This is a genomic window from Vibrio sp. A8-1, from assembly GCF_013048685.1.
In the GTDB taxonomy this organism is placed as follows: domain Bacteria; phylum Pseudomonadota; class Gammaproteobacteria; order Enterobacterales; family Vibrionaceae; genus Vibrio; species Vibrio metschnikovii.
The window spans coordinates 1-19,233 of the sequence record NZ_VHTC01000047.1; the positions used below are offsets into that span (position 1 = coordinate 1).

Below are 19,233 nucleotides of genomic sequence, written 5' to 3' on the forward strand. Positions count from 1 at the left end.
AGGGGCTTTCTTTCTGCTCATAACAAACAGGATGAAGCACTGGAATGATCACTCAATAGTAAAAAGTGGATCAAGTGCTGAGTGTCACACTTTTTCTGTCAATAGGGGCTTGGTGAACACTTACAAAAAAACAACTACCTGAATTTATTCAACAACGATTAGATTTATTTATTAACGACCTTATTGATAGTAATAATAATGGCAAACATTTGGTTCTAGGCAAGCGTCCGAGCACTAATGATATTATTTTACAGAGTAATGATTACCTTAGTTTATCTCATCATCCGCTCATTAAGGCTCACTTAAAACAAGCCATCGATGATAGTACCGATAGTGTGTTTATGTCGGCGATCTTTTTACAAGATGAGGCTGATAAACCTGATCTTGAGCAACAGCTTGCCCAATTTGCTCAATTTGATACGTGTCTACTTTCGCAGTCTGGCTGGAATGCGAATACCGCACTATTACAAACGATCTGCTCAGCCGATACCAACGTCTATATCGACTTTTTTGCTCATATGTCACTTTGGGAGGGAGCTCGCTATGCCAATGCTCATCTGCACCCTTTTATGCATAATCACTGTGATCATTTAGTGAAGCTCATTAAACGTCATGGACCCGGATTGATCGTGGTCGATTCTATCTATAGTACAATTGGTACTGTCGCCCCATTAGCAGATTTAGTTGCGATAGCTAAACAGTATGGTTGCGCTATTTTAGTTGATGAGTCTCATTCACTCGGTACTCATGGTCCTAAAGGTGCCGGTTTGCTCGCTGAACTTGGTTTATCATCACAGGTTGATTTTATGACGGTGAGTTTAGCGAAAAGCTTTGCTTATCGAGCTGGCGCTATCTGGGCGAATAACCATGTTGATCGCTGTTTACCTTTTGTCGGTTATCCCGCGATCTTTAGCTCGACAATTCTGCCTTATGAAGTCGCAGCGCTCAGTGCTACGTTATCGGTAATCCAATCGGCGGATGAAAGAAGAAAACAACTTTTTCGTCACAGTGAGCAGTTACGCCATGGCTTACTTGAACTTGGTTTTACGATTCGTAGTCAATCGCAAATTATTGCTTTAGAAACAGGCGATGAACGTAATACCGAAAATGTTCGTGATTTTCTAGAGAATAATGGCGTATTTGGCGCAGTCTTTTGTCGCCCTGCCACGGCAAAAAATAAAAACATTATTCGATTATCGTTAAACAGCTCACTAAAAGACTCTGACATTCAAAAAATTCTCTCAGTCTGTGAGTCTGCGATACACAATAAGCAACTCTATTTTAAATAATTAAAGATCGATTCAAGGAAAGAGAATTATACCCAAACAACTTGGAGTTGCAGGTAGGCGGCAAGTGAGTGCATATCCATGAGCATAGGCAGACTATGTGATTGGGGTGAACGAACGCAGCCAACACCGCTGCAGCTTAAAGGAGGAAGGATATATAGGATACAGGGGAAACCTTGTATCCTATAACCAATCGGCCACTTTATTTAATAATTTATCTTTATCAGCAGGTTTAACAATATAATCATTCATTCCAGCACGGTAGAGACGATTTATCGTTTCTGAGCTATTATCCCCTGTATAGCCAATAATAGGCGTTTTTCGGTATTCGGCCATTGAACTGCGGATGATATTCGTCGCCTGTAATCCATCAATAACCGGCATTTCAACATCCATTAAGATTAAATCCATAGTATGTTGTTTTAATATCTCTAAAGCTTGTTGACCATCATGAGCTTGATAAACATCATAACCCTGCTTTTCTAATAATATAGCAGAAAACGTTCGTAAAGAATCATTGTCATCGACTAATAAGATGCTTCTTTGATAATTGACTTCTCGTTGTGGTATATTTCCCCTTTCAACCTCAAGCTCATCAATCGAAAATAATAGCTTCTCGATGGTTCCAATACTGTCTTTTAACAAATGACGTATTTCAATTGGATAAATTGTTAAGTAACGAGAGATATTAATAGGATAACGCTTAGATTGGTCATAAATATAACTAATTCTGGCTTCAGTAAAATGTAATTGACCTTCCAGTAAGCTCAATTTATCCCACTGTGTTTCAAATGGAGCTAAATCAATAAAAATAAGATCAAATTCAAATTCATACGCTTCTTTTTGCATCGCTTGACTGAGAGTGAGCATATGCAAAGTAAACCCTAAATAAAAAGCTTGTTCATTCAGATGCCGACTTAATAAACTCGGTTCACCAATCAATAAAATCGATTTAGATTTTAGTAGATCGTGTTTTATCTGTTTGATACGTTCGGATTCAACATCTGGAAACTGAAGGGTAAATTGGGTCCATTCACCGAAGACGGAATGGCAAATAATTTCACCGCCAAATGAATGCATAACTTTTCGACAAAAAGGCAGCCCTAACCCATAACTATTATGTTTACCAAAGGTATAGAAGTCCTTAAAAATTTCTTCGAGCTGTTCTGCTTCAATACCAATCCCATTATCTTTGACAGTAATCACATTCTGCTCATCGACTCGATTCAATTCGATGTTAATCGTAAACACTTCACTACTTTGATAATAAAAAGCATTTTTCAGTAAATTGTACAACGCAAACTTAAGTAAGGTATCGCTACCAAAAAAATCAAAATCTTGATTAACGGTTAATGAAACGGCTGCTCGATCAACGGCCCGTTTGTAGGCAAAAGAATGAATAGCATTTTCAACCACCGTAGCAGCGGATAATTTTCGAAAGGTCGACGTTGAGACACGATGCTGATCAATTGACGTTAACAATAAATCTATGGTTTCATTACCAGAATGAATCACCTCATCCGCATCATTTAATATTTCATGCAATTGCTGTAAATCTTGTTGATTAATAATATGAGTTGCTTGGCCTGAATGGGGGGAAGGAACTAGAGTACGCACCACATCAAGAGAAGACTTAAGCGCACTGAGTGGATTACGCATTTCGTGTGCAATTCCTGCACCAAACGATTTTGCTAATGATGCTTTGCTCTCGTGTGATACCTGATTGCGAAAGTAGAACAGATTACCGAATACATAAGTAAAGATAAAAATAGGTACATAAGTCCAAGAAATCATCTGACTAGGGGCGGCATCAACGACAACATAAACCGAGAAGTAAGCGAGTAATACGGAAATAATCGCTTGTGGCAACATCACCTTAGTTTCATGAACTAGCAGAATATGCAAGAAAATCGATGCCATAAAAGACATCGCCCAGACTGTCGACCAATCGTTCATCAACATCATAAAAGAGAAGAAAAAAGGTAAACAAAAGCCTATTGAAAGCAGATAGTAATACGGTAAATAGCGCTGTAATGCTTTGGGAAATGAGTGGCGAAAAGCAATTCCGGCAAACAATAGCGAGCAAAATCCCCGTAGCCAAAACGATTCATAGCCTTGGGGAAACAGGTAAGTCCATACATAATAGTAAATCGGAAAACCGATGAAGCCCATCCATCCAACTAATGTTAAGTTTGGTTCTGCGTATTGGTATATTTTTTTTACCGCATCCATATGAGTTATCGCTGCCTATGATCCATTGATCAATCCTCTATCCTATCTTTGAACTATACAACAAGTTTAATGCTACTGCCGAGGGTTGAGGTCACGATATCTAACCGTAAAGCAATTTGCTCTTTGAGCTCAGCAACGTGAGAAATTATGCCAATGCAGCGCCCCCCTTGCTGCAAATCAACTAAGGTTTGGATTGCCAAATCTAACGATTCAGGATCTAAGCTACCAAATCCTTCATCAATAAACAGAGTATCGAGGCGAATCCCACCGCTGTAGGCTTGCACTACATCGGATAAACCTAATGCCAATGCTAACGCCGCCATAAAAGATTCTCCGCCCGATAATGTCGCCACATCGCGCCATTTTCCCGTATAGCCATCTTCGACCATTAAATCGAGCCCTGAACCCGCATTACCTTTAGCGCGATCTTCTTTACGTTTTAACCAATAGCGTCCTTTACTCATTCTTTGCAAACGTTGTGAAGCCTGAATTAAGACATCATCAAGCAGCACGCCTAACACAAAGCGGTGCAAACTGACTTTAGCGCCCGTGCGTCCATTGGCTATATCACTTAATGTGCCGTAAATTTGATACTCTTTTTCAAGTTGCACATTGTTCTGATAAAGCGTAACCAACTTGTCGCTCACTTGGCGTAAACTGTCGTAACGTGAGCGAACTTCACTGAGCTGCTGCAAGCAAAGCGTAACATGGGCTTGTTGCTGTTCTACCGCGGCCTTGAGTTCGGTGAGATTCGGCGGCGTTTGGTTGTTCAACTCCTTAGCCAACGCATCCCACTGGCCTTGTAGCGTCGCTCGGTGCTGCTCAAATTGACGAACTTTCTGTTCTATGGATAAGCGGGCCTCTTCTGCTAACTTGGCCTGCAGATAATCCTCTAGCGAGGAAAAAGCACTGTCGTTAAGCGCCGCTTGCCATTCCTGGGCTAAACGCTGCTCACTGTCCAACCAACGTTTTGCTTGCTGCTCGGCGCTGATTAAGCTTGCTTGAGCAGAAGATAAAGCCTGCTGAGCCGCAGCTAACTGGGTTCGAACCTGTAATTCAGCTTGCTGCAACGCGGTGATCTGTTTTTTCACCCGTCCATAGGCTTCACGCACTTGAGCGGCATCAGTAAATTCACTAGCCACTTCAGCTTGTAAACTGGTGACTTTGGTTTGTGCTTCAATCTCTGTTTTACTGGCTTGATCGACTTTATGTTGCTGCTGCTCAAGTTGTAACTGAACTTGCTGCAAGGCCACCATCACTTGGCTCAGTTGATGCTCAAGGGCTTGCGGATTTAACAGCGTTAGACGCTCAATTTCAGCAGTTAATGCTTGATGTTGATGTTGCAATGCGGTTAATTCTGGCAATGCCTTGTGCTCGATTTGCTCCTCGAACTGCTTGAGCTGCTGCTGATAATGACTAAGATTGTTTTCAGCCTTTTGGTATTGTTTCAGTTGTTCGGTTTCATTCGCTTGATGATGTTGCTGAGCCTGACGAGCTTGCTGAACCTGATCTTTACTCACCACTTGACCAGAAAATTGTGCGATATGAGGATGATGCTCACTACCACAGACTGGACATGGATTACCTGGTGCGAGTTTCTGTGCCAATTCTGCGGCTTGATTACTGTGCCAATAAAATTCCAACTGATCGACATGCTGGCTAGCCTGCAACGTTTGCTGCTGAGCCTGCTGATAAGCTTGCCCAGCTTGTTGATACGCTTGCTGTAACTGGTTGATTTGTTCGGTTAAAGATTGCTGCTTGACACGTAACTGAATATGCTCATTCAGTTGGCTACACTGTAGCTGTTTAGTTTCCAGACCGCTTCGTTGGCTAATCACCCGTTCTAATGCTTGCTGCTGCTCTTGGCGCTGCTGTTCTAAATCAGCAAGGTGCTTTTTCAACTGCTGATGCTGAGTCTGCGCCGCCTTCAACGCCGCTAACGCGTTAGTCTGCTGATGCCGTTGTTGCTCTAACTCAACCCATTTTTTACCCATGCTTTCCAGTTGATACAACTGTTGGCTGAGCGCATCAATTTGCTGTGCGGCTTGATCTGCCTGCTGATAAGCTGCCGTTGCCACCGTCACTTGCTGCTGTGTTTGACTCACCGCTTGTTGATGCGTTTTTTGCGCTTGCTCAGCCAGCGTCAATTGCTGCCGTACATCAGATAATTGTTGATAAGGTAAGTCGAGCCGCGCCGCTTTTTGGTCTTGTTGCAATCTTACTTGCCACTCATCGATCTCAGCCTGTTGCGCGGTTAATTGTGCTTGCTCTAAAGCCAACTGCTCTTGCTGGCTAAATTTCGCTTGTAACTCTTGCCCCGCGTGCCATTGTTGCTTAAGAACATCAAGCTTCTGCTGCGCTTGTTGATGGCTTTGCTCGCTGTTTTTTAAGCTTGGCTCAACGCTGGTCAGTGCTTGCTGCAATTCCTCTTCACTGGCCATAGCAACAACATTCAACGCCCCTTTTATTTGCTGATCAAATTGCTCTTTTTGGCGACGAATCTCTGCCGCTCGCTCAAACAATTCCCGTTCAATTTGCGTATAAATATGGGTTTGAAATAGCTGACCAAAGATTTGTTCGCGCTCTTTTGAGTTCGCGACTAACAATTCACGAAATTTACCTTGCGGAATCACCATCACTTGACGAAATTGCTTTACATCTAGGCCAATTAATTCAACCACCGCAGAAGCAACACGCTTAGGGCTATGAGCCAGCAGCTTTTCTTCGTCATTAGCGAACCGTTCGATTAAGCTCGCGGCATGAGATTTTTTAGTGGTGCCTTCACCGCGCTGTTTCGCCACCTGCTGATCCGGGCTGCGGATGATCTTAAACCGCCGATTATGCAGCTCAAAGACAAACTCTATTTCCGTCAGAACAGAATCAGGCGCATAATCACAGCGCATTTGATCGCCAGAACGTTCGCTACCCGTAGTTTCGCCATACAAGGCATAGCATATCGCATCGAGTAGCGAGCTTTTCCCTGCCCCTGTTGGGCCATTGATTAAAAAAAGCGGCGCATGACCAAAAGCGCTGAAATCGACCACTTGCTGGCTCGCAAACGGGCCAAAAGCTTGCAGAGTCAAAGTAATTGGACGCATAACTTAATTTGACTCCTGATTTTTGAGTGACTGAATGACTTGGCTAATCGCCTGTGTTTGCAATTCCGTTAACGGCTCTTGCTTAGCTTCAAGAAAAAAATCTCGAAACATATCCAGCTCACCACGCGCCAAACGAGCTCGACCCATTGGCTGCTCACTATCCATTAACATACCCGGTTTCTCTAAATGCAACACATTTGGGTATACTTTGCGCAGCTTTTCCATCGGATCTAAAATGGCGTGCTTATCCATTAAACGCACCAGTAGATAATCATCCGCATGAGGGTCTTGCTGACCTTGAGCCAACAAGGTCTCTAGTTCTCCTTCAATAACACGCATATCATGGGGCGCGGTGAGCGGGATCGGTTGTGCCGACACAAAACCCTCTTGATTCAATTCCACTAAAGTCATGCCTTTTTTATGATATTGCTCAGAGAAGCTGTATTTCATCAGCGAGCCACTGTAACGAATATAATCTTGGCCTTTATATTGCGGCTGATGCAAATGCCCTAATGCAACATAATCAAAGGGTAAAAAGTGCTGGTGATTCACACAGTCAGCGCCGCCAATCGACAGCGGTCGCTCTGAATCTGAGGTACTTGCGCCATCGACAAAACAGTGACTAAGCAAGACATGACGCTGGGCAGGATTGAACGTATCAACAATCTGCTGACAAAGAAATTGATGTGCCTGATCATGAGTGCTGACCTTATTTTTAAACGCATCACGAACCTGCTCAGGATCGCTATAAGGCATACCATAAAAAGCCACTTCGCCGGCTTGCTCTGAGCTAAGCACCACAGGCTGTAACATTTGCGTAAAGTCACTGATAATATGCAAGCCAGACGACTGCATATGTTTGGCGGCAAAACCTAAACGCTTCGCGCCATCATGGTTGCCAGGGATCATGATCACTGGGGTCTGTAATTGCTGACAAATGCGCGTTAATACTTCATCCAATAGCTCAATTGCGGCGGTCGGTGGTACTGAGCGGTCATAAATATCACCGGCGATCAACAACGCATCCACCGGATGAAGAGTGATATAATCGATAAGTTGGTTTAAGACCTGCCGTTGATCATCCAATAAAAAGACATTGTGAAAGTGACGGCCTAAATGCCAATCGGAAGTGTGTAAAAACTTCATTGCCAGCCTGTAAGCAAAGGTGATGTTAAGCCTATGATAACCTTAAGCTAGGATAAGATCATTGCTTTCATTAATCAGCGGCGCACTTTCAACCGACGCGGAATTAACTCAATACCATTAGCAAAACGTTTTGCCGAGGCGTTCAGAGCTAATGCCATCGCACTATCGGCGATCAATTCAAACTGCTGGGGTAATGAGTTCACTTTAATTGGCAAGAAATCTAATAATCTATTATCACCAAAGGTCGCCAGTCTTAGTTTATCCATCAGTGCTGGATGCTCTAATAATACGTCTAATACCCCTTCTAATAAGGTATAAGACGTCACTACCACGGCATCGGGCATGTTATCTTGCTCATACCACTGTGCGAACACTCGCCGCCCTTCCTCGCGATTAAAGTGCTCGCCATAAGCCAGAACCATTTGCTTATTCGCCTGCTTCAACGCCGATTCAAAGCCCATTTGCCGCTCTTGAGAGATACTTAATTCAGGCAATGCGCCAATCAAACCAACGCACTTCACCTCATTGCTCAATACCGATTGGGTGAGTTCAAAGGCGGCACTAAAATCCTCACTGACCACGCAAGGAAAATGTTCATCATCCAAAGGTCGGTCAATGGCAATCACCGGCGTGCCCGCTTGTTGAACCTGCCAATAAAATTCGCTGGCATCCGCCAAGCTACTGGCCACAAATAAGGCATCAATCCGCCGAGAGACGAGAGCATGGGCAACATTTTTCTCAATTTCTGCATCATCATCAGAGCAGCCAATTAATATTTGATAACCCGCTTGACGTGAATTGTGTTCAAGTAATTTGGCTAATTTGGCATAACTGGTGTTTTCTAAATCGGGAATAATCAAGCCAAACGAGCGACTATTGCCCGCTCTTAACGAAGATGCGGCTAAATCTGGGCGGTAATCATACTGCTCAACAATCGCGATCACTTTTTGCTGAGTTTTTTGGCTAATGCGATATTTGGTCGCTTTGCCATTAATCACATAGCTGGCCGTTGTTTTTGAGACGCCTGCCAATTTGGCTATTTCATCTAGTGTCATATCCACTACTCGGGTTCTGTGCGTGGGATCATAGAAACAATTTTTTGATCCTTAATTGAGTTGAATTATAAGCTGAATCGATTCAGTATCAAAGCTGAAAGGATTCAGCAAAAGTTTAAATTGGTAGCTAAGTCGAGTTTTTTGGACTAAACCTAATGAAAGCGACTGATTCATAAACTATAGCGTTTGCTAAATTTTTTTAAACTTAAAGCTGAAACGATTCAGCTTAATCATAAATCACGATAATGCGACTCTATACCCAAACAACTTGGAGTTGCAGGTAGGTGGCAAGTGAGTGAGTCCCCATGAGCATAGATAGGCTCCATGATTGGGGTGAACGAACATAGCCCCCCTGCAGCTTCAAGTAGGAAGGGGATAGTCAGAAAAAGCGACTCGCATTATCAACACAAGCCATTTCTGGCTAAGGGGCCAAACATGTTGCAACTCTCTACGCAAGATATTCGATTAGCGCAGACACCCTCGAACAAACAAGATGCCATTCGTGCTATCGCGGCAGACCTTACTGAAAAACAACTGGTCGAGTCAGGCTATGTTCAAGGTATGCTTAACCGCGAAGCGCAAAATTCAACTTTTTTAGGCAGCGGTATCGCCATTCCCCATGGCACGATTGAAACTCGCGAACTGGTTAAGCAGACTGGCGTCACCGTGCATCATTTTGCCAACGGCGTTGATTGGGGTGAGGGTAATATCGTCTATGTCGCGATTGGTATTGCAGCCAAATCCGATGAACATTTAGGCATATTAAAGCAACTGACCAAGGTGCTCTCTGCCGATGGCGTTGAGAATCAGCTCAAACAAGTACAACAAGCGAGTGATTTAGTCGCACTACTCAATGGCGAAGTGCAATTTGCCGCTGATTTTGATCCTGCTTTGATTCAACTGCACTTCCCTGCCAGTGACATGCTGCAAATGACCGCGGTGGCGGGTGGTTTACTGAAAAATACTGGCTGTACTGATAGTGCTTTTGTCGCCGATCTGGTCACCAAGTCCCCTACCCATTTAGGCAAAGGGTTATGGTTAATCAGCAGTAACCAAAGTGTGACGCGCAGCGCGATGTCATTTGTTTCTACCGCTAATCATTGTGAGTACCAAGGCATTGCTGTCAAAGCTTTGATCGCGATTGCCGCTTGTAATGATACCCATCGCTCGTTTCTTAATATCATCACCCAGCTTGTCTTCAACCAGCAGCAAGAGCAATTATTACAAGCGGATGCCCATCAATTGGTCGCGTTATTTTCTCAAGACAACGCCCAAGCTGCTTCTAGCCACCCAGAAAACAACGCGAATGTTGAAACCTCGATCTTTAAAATTACCAATTCACATGGTTTGCATGCTCGTCCCGGCGCCATGCTCGTGGCAGAAGCGAAGAAATTTCAAGCCAACATCAAGGTGGTCAATTTAGATGGTGATGGTAAAGCGGCCAACGCGAAAAGCTTAATGAAAGTTATCGCCCTAGGAGTGAAACACGGCCACCAACTGCAATTTAGCGCTGAAGGGCCAGATGCCGCCCTTGCCCTTGAATCGATTGGCGCAGCGATTAAATCCGGTCTTGGTGAGCATTAAGGAGCCGATGATGAGTATGAAAGTCGTTACCATTACCTTGAATCCAGCACTTGATCTCACTGGCAGCATGGAAAAAATGCATGTTGGTTCCGTGAGCTTAGTTCAACAAGGTTCATTACATGCGGCGGGTAAAGGGGTCAATGTAGCCAAAGTGCTCAGCGATCTTGGTGCTCAAGTCACGGTGACAGGATTTCTTGGTCAAGATAACCAAGAAATGTTTTGTCAACTCTTTGCTGAAATAGGCGCAAACGATCAGTTTATTCGTCTACCTGGAGCGACACGAATTAATGTCAAATTGGTCGAACAATCTGGTCAAGTCAGTGACATCAATTTCCCTGGTATTCATGTCAATGAACAAGATATTCAACGGTTCGAGCAGAGACTGTTCCAGCTCGCTGATGATCACGAGTACTTCATCATTGCAGGCAGTCTACCATCCGGTCTCTCCCCACAGCGCTGCGCAACATGGATTGAGCAACTGGGCTTACTGGGTAAAAAAGTGCTGTTTGATAGCAGCCGTGAGGCTCTAATCGCCGGAGTCGATGCAAAGCCATGGTTAATTAAACCCAATGAAGAAGAACTGGCTCAGTTTGTTGGCCACCCTCTGCATACCCCTGAAGCGTGTCAAGCCGCCGCTCAACAACTCGCCGATAAAGGTATCGCTAATATTGTGGTATCCATGGGGGCACAAGGCACGATGTGGCTTAATCAAGGCCAATGGCTACACGCCAAACCACCCAAAATGCCGGTCGTGAGCACGGTCGGTGCTGGCGATACCTTAGTGGCCGGTTTGTGTTGGGGGCATATGCAAAATATGGATAAATCGTCATTGATCACCTTTGCAACCGCGCTATCCGCTCTTGCGGTAACGCAGGTGGGCGTTGGCGTTCCTGACATCAACAAAGTCACAGCTCTACAAAACGATATCCAATTATAACCACACGACTTGACGAAAGCAGTCACCAACGACAGCGAGGTAACTGGGTAGAAAAAATATACCGAGCTGTTAAAACCGCCATCGTCTTAAGTTACTAGGGTAAACCATTGATTAGTCTATGAACTAACCATTAACGACAAAAGGTCAACACTATGAATATTGCCATCATTACCGCATGCCCCAGCGGGGTTGCCAATAGCATTATCGCCGCCGGTTTATTAGAACAAGCAGCGAAATCACTGAACTGGAATGCCACTGTCGAGTGTCACTCTTCGATACTCGACACGACAACCTTAACCGAGGCCGATATTGCTCAAGCTGAAGTGGTGATCATTGCTGCTAATACGCCGGTCGATACCTCGCGTTTTGTCGGTAAAAAATTCTACCAAAGTGAGATTTCAGCCTGCACCAGCGATCCGAGCACGTACTTAACCACAGCAGTAGAACAAGCCAAAGTACTGAACGCCTCAGCCGTGACCACCACTGCACCCAGTAGATCAAACGCGTCAGCGGTGAAAAAGATCGTCGCTATCACCGCGTGTCCAACCGGTGTTGCTCATACCTTTATGGCAGCGGAAGCGCTGGAAGAAGAAGCCAAACGCCGCGGCCACCAAATCAAAGTCGAAACTCGTGGCTCGGTCGGTGCCAAAAATCAACTCACTGAGCAAGATATTGCCGAGGCCGATTTAGTGATTATTGCCGCCGATATTGAAGTGCCTCTTGAGCGCTTTAATGGTAAAGCGCTGTATCGCACCAAAACTGGCCCCGCTCTTAAGAAAACCGCTGAAGAGATGGATAAAGCCTTGGTCCAAGCCACCACTTACCAACACTCAGGATCAAGTAGTGCATCGTCTAGTGACGAGAAAAAAGGCGTCTATAAACACCTGATGACTGGGGTTTCACATATGCTCCCTGTGGTCGTTGCTGGTGGCTTATTGATCGCCCTCTCTTTCGTGTTTGGTATTGAAGCTTTTAAAGAAGAAGGCACCCTTGCCGCCGCTTTGATGACCATAGGTGGTGGATCCGCCTTTGCATTGATGATCCCCGTACTGGCTGGTTATATTGCTTTTTCGATTGCCGACCGTCCTGGTCTGGCACCTGGTCTGATTGGTGGCATGCTCGCTAGCTCAACGGGCGCTGGCTTTTTAGGCGGTATCGCGGCCGGTTTCATCGCCGGTTATAGTGCAAAATGGATTGCTGATAATGTCTCCTTGCCTCAGTCAATGGAAGCGCTTAAGCCGATTTTAATCATTCCGTTTATCGCCAGCTTAGTCACCGGTTTAGTGATGATTTATATCGTCGGCGGGCCAGTTTCAGGCATCATGTCGGCGCTGACTGAGTTTTTAAATAGCATGGGTTCCACCAATGCCGTGTTATTAGGCATTATTCTTGGTGCGATGATGTGCTTTGACTTAGGTGGCCCAGTCAACAAAGCGGCGTATACTTTTGGTGTTGGTCTATTAGCGTCAAACACCTATGCGCCCATGGCTGCGATCATGGCGGCAGGGATGGTACCTGCATTAGGGATGGGCCTTGCCACGTTCTTAGCCAAAAATAAATTTGCCGCAAGTGAACGTGAAGCAGGCAAAGCCTCATTTGTACTGGGCTTGTGTTTTATCTCTGAAGGGGCAATTCCTTTTGCAGCCAAAGACCCCATGCGAGTTATCCCGGCATGTATGGTGGGCGGTGCATTAACCGGAGCACTATCCATGCTGTTTGGTGCACAACTCATGGCACCGCATGGTGGACTATTTGTCTTGTTGATCCCGAATGCCATCACGCCAGTATTGATGTATTTGGTCGCGATCGCTGCTGGTACTATCGTGACCGGTGTAGGCTATGCGTTTTTAAAATCACGCGCAGCGGCAAGTACACAAGCCGTTCAAGCTTAAACCTCTCAACCATGGTGCAAGCCATCAGGCTCTGTGCTCCTTGTTCAAAAAAGCAAAAAGTCAGCGATACGCTGACTTTTTTGTTTCATTACTTCTACCACTGTAGATGTTATTGATGCTTACCTTGGACATATTCACGACTTACATCAACCACCGCCACATCCCTAAAAAAGCTCCGCCCTAACAATATAGGAAAGGTGAGATGGGTTCGATTGGCTAAAGTGAATTGAGTATGATCTTTCATCTCTCCAAGTTGTACCCACATCATCACCACCGGACGACGCTGATAACTGTTATCGGACGATTGACGAATGCGTACCCAACGTTCAACAGGTAAATTGATCTCACCACTTTTTATTCCATCATGTTCAATACGAAACTTGACCCAATCTTCTCCATCCCGTTCAAAAGCTTCAACATCGACTGCACTAATCGAAGATGTGGTTGCTCCGGTATCGATGCGAGCCCGAAAGCTCTCTTCTATTGCCGGTACATAAACCCACTCTTTTTCACCAAAAATCAGTTTACCATCGGATGTTTTGGTCGCCGCAGGCACCTCGGGCTCAACAATCTCTGGTGGTTCTACTTCCGGTTTTGCAGATTCCGTTTCTGGTTCGGGTTGCTCAATTTGGGCTGAGGTTTCAGTTTGCTCAGAAGAAGGAACCATCGCACAAGCAACTAACCCCCCACTAAGCAGCAACGTTAGAAGGATTTTCCATGGTTGTTTCATTCATTTACCTCATTCAACTACTGTTATGACACGCTAACGATCGCCTCTGCTACATAAGGGATGTCTTTCTCCGTTAGACCGGCGATATTAATTCGACCATCAGCCACCGCATAAATCGCGAACTGATCGCGTAAACGACCCATCTGTTCTGGACTAAAACCGAGCATAGTAAACATCCCTTTGTGGCTTTGGATAAAGTCGAATTGTGACGTATTGTGTTGATTTCTCAACTCATTACACAAGGTTTGACGAAGGCTTAACAATCGTTGCTGCATTTCTGTCAATTCTTGCAGCCAAAGGTTGGTTAACTTTTCATCTTGTAATACGGTTTTCACCAAAGCCGCACCGTGATCAGGTGGCATGGTGTAAGTGGCTCGTGCTAGGGTCAACATTTTGCCTCGCGCATTGGCGACCTGCTGAGCGTTTTTACCTAATACGATTGCCGCTCCAGTCCGTTCACGATACAAACCAAAGTTTTTCGAGCACGAAGTAGTAATCAGCATCTCTTCTACCCGCTGCGCCATATAACGCACACCTTGAGCATCGCCTTCAAGTGACTCACCAAAGCCTTGGTAAGCGATATCCACAAATGGAGTAAAACCTTGTTTAAGTGATAATTCCGTTATCGCCTGCCAGACGGAAAAATCAATATCCGCTCCTGTCGGGTTATGGCAACAGCCATGCAGTAACACCACATCTTTCGGTCCTGCCTGAGCCAGATCGCTCATCATGGCAGCAAGATCAACCATTTTGGTCTCCGGACTAAAATAAGCATAGTATTTTACTTTTAATCCTGCCGCTTCCATGACTGGTTTATGATTAATATAGCTTGGATTGGTTAACCACACCGTCGTATCGGGCTGAGCAACACGCATTAAATCCCCCAACATGCGCAATGCGCCACTGGCTCCGGGAGTCTGAATGGTGGTTAAACGGTCAGATAATGAGTGTTCATGACCCAAGACCAATTGCGTGATACTGTGGTTAAACTCTTCACAACCGGCAAGCCCAACGTAGGATTTAGTGGTTTGAGTCTGGATCACCTTTTGCTGAGCCAGTTGCACCGCCTGCATGATCGGTGTTTGGCCTTGACTATTTTTATAAACGCCAATCCCCAAATCGACCTTTTCAGGACGGGGATCTTGGCGAAAAGCGACGGAGAGAGAAAGAATAGGATCTAATACTGGTTCAGATAAATGGTCTAGCATGAAAGTCACAACCCTTTGAAATTCAAGTAATGACTTTCAAGTAAACACCAGAAACCATAAAACCGAAAGTAATTTTTACACTTTACAACTATGTATCACCTGATTATGGCTACCCCGCCACGGTAAACTGGGATCGGCTTTATCTTGCTCAAACTTACCATCAATTAATACATCAATATGATCGAGTACTTGACGTTGTTGAGCGTTCAATTCTGATAAACGGTAACCCGTCCATAACCAAATATCTTTGCCCGGGCATTCCTGATTAACTCGTTGCACCAAAGCTAAAACGGTAGAGACATTACTCGGATGCAAAGGGTCGCCACCGGACAGTGACAAACCCCGCTTAATAATGCGCTGGTCGTTGAGATCAGCAATGATCTGATCGGCCAACTGGTCAGTAAACGGCAAACCAGAAGTCAACGACCAAGTGCTTTGGTTATAACAACCTTTACATTGATGCACACAGCCAGAAACAAACAAAGTGCAGCGTGTCCCCGGCCCGTTCACCACATCAACGGAATAATATTGATGATAATTCATAGCTCAACCGCTGTTGATCTGATGATAAAAGCCGTCATAGGTGTTTCACTCGGCGCTTGACTTCTTCTTGTTTGCCGAAGTTAAACGGTCTTGCATCCGGACTACCGAGATAACCACAAACTCGGCGCGTGACCGATACTTTTGCAGAGTCATGATTACCACATTTAGGACAAACAAAGCCTTTGCTGGTACAAGAAAATTCACCGGTAAATCCGCACTCATAACACTCATCTATCGGCGTATTGGTGCCGTAGTATGGCACTCGGCTATAACTGTAATCCCAGACGTTTTCCAATGCTTCAATATTGAGCTGCATATTAGGAAATTCGCCATAACAGATAAAACCACCACTGGATATCGCTGGGTATGGCATTTCGAAGTCAATTTTATCGTATGGATTAACTTTCTTCTCTACATCTAAGTGAAAACTATTGGTGTAATAGCCCTTATCAGTTACTCCAGCAATAATCCCAAATTCTTTGCTGTCAATTTGGCAGAAACGGCTGCACAAATTTTCACTGGGCGTCGCGTACAAGCTGAACGCGTAGCCAGTCTCTTCTTTCCATTGATCCACTGCCGCACGCATGCGACTGATAATAGTTAACGCGTGATCGCGTAAAGCCGGACTATCATAAACATGCTGTTGTGAACCAAACAACGCATTAATGGTTTCATGTAAACCAATATAACCCAACGAAATAGACGCTCGGCCATCTTTAAAAATTTGCGCAATCGTATCATCGGCTTGCAAACGAACACCGCAAGCCCCTTCCATATAAAGAATCGGCGCGACCCGCGCTTTAACATTCTCTAAACGACTAATACGAGTCTCTAAGGCTCGACGAGCCAGCAGTAATTGCTGATCTAACAAACGATAGAACTGGTCCAAATCCCCCTTGGCTTTCAGTGCGATACGCGGCAGGTTTAAACTCACTACACCTAAGTTATTACGCCCTTCATGAACAAGCTCGCCCTGCTCTTGGTATGTATTGAGGAAGCTTCGACAACCCATTGGGGTTTTGAATGAACCCGTGACTTCAACCACTTTGTCGTAATTAAGAATATCGGGGTACATACGCTTCGACGCGCACTCTAAAGCCAGCTGCTTAATATCGTAGTTGGTGTCACCGGGTTTATGGTTCAAACCTTGTTTAATCGCAAAGACTAATTTCGGGAATACGGCGGTTTTACGATTTTTACCAAGCCCAGCGATACGATTTTTTAAGATCGATTGCTGAATTAAGCGTGCTTCCCACGACGTACCTAAGCCAAAACCAAACGTGACAAAAGGGGTTTGCCCATTAGCCGTGTGCAAGGTATTGACTTCATATTCCAGCGATTGGAAGGCGTCGTAACACTCTTTCTCGGTACGAGACATAGCAAAATCTTGTGCATTAGCAATGTGCCACTCTTCGGCAATCGCCAAATGTTTGTGATAGCTTGCCGTCACGTAAGGGGCAAGCACTTCATCAATGCGGTTGATTGTGGTGCCACCGTAAATATGGCTAGCGACTTGGGCGATAATTTGCGCGGTTACTGCCGTGGCGGTAGAAATCGATTTCGGTGTATCAATCTCAGCATTACCCATCTTGAAACCATGAGTAAGCATCCCCTGCAAATCAATCAGCATGCAGTTAAACATTGGGAAAAATGGCGCGTAGTCAAGGTCGTGATAGTGGATATCACCTTGCTCATGGGCTTGTACAATATCTCGGGGGAGAATTCGGGTTTTGGCGTAATGTTTAGCAACAATCCCCGCTAATAAGTCTCGCTGAGTTGGGATCACTTTACCGTCTTTATTGGCATTCTCATTGAGTAGATCGGCATTACTTTCTTCAATCAGACCTTCAATTTCTTTGGTTAGCGTACTCTGCTTTTCACGGGCAATATCGCGATCGTGACGATATTCAATGTAGGAGCGAGCCAAACCTTTATACGGCCCTTGCATCAGTTCATTTTCAACCAAGGTTTGAATCTCAGCAATATGAACCTGCTGCTGTCCCTCAAGTTGTAATTCAACCGCTAACGCGACATTGAGTGCATAAATAGCAATCTCGCTGGTGACTTGATCAGCGGCGCTTTCTACCGCCGCTTGAATACGATCTCGGCTAAACGACGCTTTAGAGCCGTCACGCTTGATTACGATTGGTTTCATGATATCTCCTTACCCAGAATATCCACACGCTTATCCACAAATACACCATATAGATAAAAGTCTGCACCGCTAACACAATATGTTGTGGCATATTAGACGAAATGCCGCCATGAGGCGTATTGATTTAGATCAATAAAAACCAGACCATGGACAAGAAGACGACGATATTGAGGTCAGAGATCGCAATCTATTGAGAAACGATGAAAATAGGCATTTTCTCAAACAACGTATTGATTTTTTAAAAAGCCTGCTAGGCTAAGGACTTAAGATTCAACGGATGAAAATAACCATGATAACCCGATTTCTGTCACGATTGACTCTGTGTGTGGTGTTGCTCAGCTCATTTTGTGGCTATGCACAACCGATCAGTATCACAACCTGGAATATAGAATGGCTGACCTTAAATCCCGATGCGCCTGACGATAAGGGCAAACGTAGCGAAGCGGATTTTCAAGCCTTGTCTCGACATTTTCAGCGTTTCAGCCCTGATGTACTGGCTTTTCAAGAAGTGGATAGTATTGCTGCCATCCAAAAGGTGGTGGGTAATGAGTATCGAATTGTTTTATCTGAACGCGCCATGCCACAACATCAGCAGCATCAATTCAGTAAACTCAATCAATATACAGGTTTTGCTATCAAATCAACGATCCCTTTTGATACACCAGCTGATATTGATCTCTATGGACGGGCTAATCATAAACTGCGCTTCGCCACGTATGTGATTCTCTATCCTGATAATCCGAACGAGATCCACTTGCTTTCAGTGCATTTAAAAGCTGGATGCGCTGGAGCCTTCCATCCCAATACTGACAGTTGCCAAATTTTAAAAACTCAGGGCAAAGCACTCAATCGTTGGCTACAAGAGCGAGAGCGTCATCAACACGCGTTTATGATCTTAGGAGATTTCAATCATAATCTCGCCTACCAAGGGGATTGGCTATGGAAAATAATTAACCAAGAGTTAAACAAGCCAGTGCAACTCGCGACTCAAGAAACGCCCGCACGCTGCCAAGTTCGCTCTCGCCGTCAGCCAGATAAACTACACCGTTTTCGTTCGTTAATTGATCATATCATTGTCAGTAGCCAAGTGAGCTATCAGCAAGTACAACAAATGATTTTTCCTAACGATGAAGTGCTGCGCTACCGACTGAGTGATCATTGTCCGATTCATGGTCAATTTCACTGGTAATTCTTTTACAGTCTATTAAGACCAGATAAAAAAACAGGCGTATTGAATGACATTTGTAAGCGTTCACCGAGGTATCTTGACTTACCATGCCTGAAGAAGCATGTGCAGTTTATAGATCAAAAACGTTCGGGTACGGTTTCTTCTCAACGACTGACGTGATGATTTCACTCAGAACTGA

12 protein-coding genes and 1 pseudogene are annotated in these 19,233 nt (G+C 44.7%); 5 read left to right on the forward strand and 8 right to left on the reverse strand.

Annotated elements, in window-relative coordinates; genetic code table 11:
- Positions 1–119: 119 nt before the first annotated feature.
- A pseudogene (gene cqsA, locus FKN93_RS15895) lies at positions 120–1,289 on the forward strand (alpha-hydroxyketone-type quorum-sensing autoinducer synthase); the annotation flags it as partial.
- A 180-nt stretch (positions 1,290–1,469) separates the two neighbouring features.
- Here cqsA and FKN93_RS15900 read toward each other — a convergent pair.
- The 4 genes from FKN93_RS15900 to cra form a co-directional block, all read right to left on the reverse strand.
- Positions 1,470–3,518 (reverse strand): response regulator, encoded by a 2,049-nt coding sequence (locus FKN93_RS15900; protein WP_154171116.1) that lies wholly within the window; start codon positions 3,516–3,518, stop codon positions 1,470–1,472.
- Positions 3,519–3,571: 53 nt separating this feature from the next.
- The gene (locus FKN93_RS15905) at positions 3,572–6,616 is read right to left on the reverse strand and encodes an SMC family ATPase (protein ID WP_170905611.1); all 3,045 of its coding nucleotides are present in this window, start codon (positions 6,614–6,616) and stop codon (positions 3,572–3,574) included.
- Between the two features lie 3 nt (positions 6,617–6,619).
- Positions 6,620–7,762 (reverse strand): exonuclease SbcCD subunit D, encoded by a 1,143-nt coding sequence (locus tag FKN93_RS15910; RefSeq protein WP_170905613.1) that lies wholly within the window; start codon positions 7,760–7,762, stop codon positions 6,620–6,622.
- Between the two features lie 74 nt (positions 7,763–7,836).
- On the reverse strand, positions 7,837–8,817 hold the full coding sequence (cra, locus tag FKN93_RS15915) for a catabolite repressor/activator (RefSeq protein ID WP_170905615.1): 981 nt from the start codon (positions 8,815–8,817) through the stop codon (positions 7,837–7,839).
- A gap of 435 nt (positions 8,818–9,252) precedes the next feature.
- On the opposite strand from cra, the gene fruB reads away from it, so the two are divergent.
- The 3 genes from fruB to fruA all read left to right on the forward strand — a co-directional run bounded on the left by fruB (position 9,253) and on the right by fruA (position 13,230).
- The gene (gene fruB, locus FKN93_RS15920; RefSeq protein ID WP_170905617.1) at positions 9,253–10,401 is read left to right on the forward strand and encodes a fused PTS fructose transporter subunit IIA/HPr protein; all 1,149 of its coding nucleotides are present in this window, start codon (positions 9,253–9,255) and stop codon (positions 10,399–10,401) included.
- A 10-nt stretch (positions 10,402–10,411) separates the two neighbouring features.
- Positions 10,412–11,338: a 1-phosphofructokinase gene (gene pfkB / locus FKN93_RS15925; protein ID WP_158145461.1), complete on the forward strand. Its 927-nt coding sequence runs from the start codon at positions 10,412–10,414 to the stop codon at positions 11,336–11,338.
- Positions 11,339–11,490: 152 nt separating this feature from the next.
- Positions 11,491–13,230 carry a PTS fructose transporter subunit IIBC gene (fruA, locus tag FKN93_RS15930; protein ID WP_170905619.1) on the forward strand — a complete coding sequence of 580 codons (1,740 nt, stop codon included), beginning with the start codon at positions 11,491–11,493 and terminating at the stop codon, positions 13,228–13,230.
- A 109-nt stretch (positions 13,231–13,339) separates the two neighbouring features.
- Here the strand turns inward: fruA and FKN93_RS15935 are convergent, their stop codons facing one another.
- The 4 genes from FKN93_RS15935 to nrdD form a co-directional block, all read right to left on the reverse strand.
- A complete protein-coding gene (locus FKN93_RS15935; RefSeq protein ID WP_170905621.1) occupies positions 13,340–13,960 on the reverse strand; it encodes an ATP-dependent zinc protease in 621 nt (206 codons plus the stop codon).
- Between the two features lie 23 nt (positions 13,961–13,983).
- Entirely contained in the window at positions 13,984–15,168 is a 1,185-nt protein-coding gene (locus tag FKN93_RS15940) for an amino acid aminotransferase (protein ID WP_170905623.1), read from the reverse strand.
- Between the two features lie 75 nt (positions 15,169–15,243).
- The gene (gene nrdG / locus FKN93_RS15945) at positions 15,244–15,711 is read right to left on the reverse strand and encodes an anaerobic ribonucleoside-triphosphate reductase-activating protein (protein ID WP_154171123.1); all 468 of its coding nucleotides are present in this window, start codon (positions 15,709–15,711) and stop codon (positions 15,244–15,246) included.
- A gap of 34 nt (positions 15,712–15,745) precedes the next feature.
- Entirely contained in the window at positions 15,746–17,866 is a 2,121-nt protein-coding gene (nrdD, locus tag FKN93_RS15950) for an anaerobic ribonucleoside-triphosphate reductase (protein WP_170905625.1), read from the reverse strand.
- 289 nt (positions 17,867–18,155) lie between these two features.
- Between nrdD and FKN93_RS15955 the strand changes: the two genes are divergently transcribed.
- Complete coding sequence (locus FKN93_RS15955; protein WP_170905626.1) at positions 18,156–19,055, forward strand: endonuclease/exonuclease/phosphatase family protein; 900 nt, start codon at positions 18,156–18,158, stop codon at positions 19,053–19,055.
- Positions 19,056–19,233 lie beyond the last annotated feature (178 nt).

What these genes read in the sequence shown, in the direction of transcription:
- FKN93_RS15900 (WP_154171116.1), bottom strand. Translation starts at nt 3,518, where the DNA reads ATGGATGCGGTAAAAAAAATATACCAATACGCAGAACCAAACTTAACA.
- FKN93_RS15905 (WP_170905611.1), bottom strand. Translation starts at nt 6,616, where the DNA reads ATGCGTCCAATTACTTTGACTCTGCAAGCTTTTGGCCCGTTTGCGAGC.
- FKN93_RS15910 (WP_170905613.1), bottom strand. Translation starts at nt 7,762, where the DNA reads ATGAAGTTTTTACACACTTCCGATTGGCATTTAGGCCGTCACTTTCAC.
- cra (WP_170905615.1), bottom strand. Translation starts at nt 8,817, where the DNA reads ATGACACTAGATGAAATAGCCAAATTGGCAGGCGTCTCAAAAACAACG.
- fruB (WP_170905617.1), top strand. Translation starts at nt 9,253, where the DNA reads ATGTTGCAACTCTCTACGCAAGATATTCGATTAGCGCAGACACCCTCG.
- pfkB (WP_158145461.1), top strand. Translation starts at nt 10,412, where the DNA reads ATGAGTATGAAAGTCGTTACCATTACCTTGAATCCAGCACTTGATCTC.
- fruA (WP_170905619.1), top strand. Translation starts at nt 11,491, where the DNA reads ATGAATATTGCCATCATTACCGCATGCCCCAGCGGGGTTGCCAATAGC.
- FKN93_RS15935 (WP_170905621.1), bottom strand. Translation starts at nt 13,960, where the DNA reads ATGAAACAACCATGGAAAATCCTTCTAACGTTGCTGCTTAGTGGGGGG.
- FKN93_RS15940 (WP_170905623.1), bottom strand. Translation starts at nt 15,168, where the DNA reads ATGCTAGACCATTTATCTGAACCAGTATTAGATCCTATTCTTTCTCTC.
- nrdG (WP_154171123.1), bottom strand. Translation starts at nt 15,711, where the DNA reads ATGAATTATCATCAATATTATTCCGTTGATGTGGTGAACGGGCCGGGG.
- nrdD (WP_170905625.1), bottom strand. Translation starts at nt 17,866, where the DNA reads ATGAAACCAATCGTAATCAAGCGTGACGGCTCTAAAGCGTCGTTTAGC.
- FKN93_RS15955 (WP_170905626.1), top strand. Translation starts at nt 18,156, where the DNA reads ATGATAACCCGATTTCTGTCACGATTGACTCTGTGTGTGGTGTTGCTC.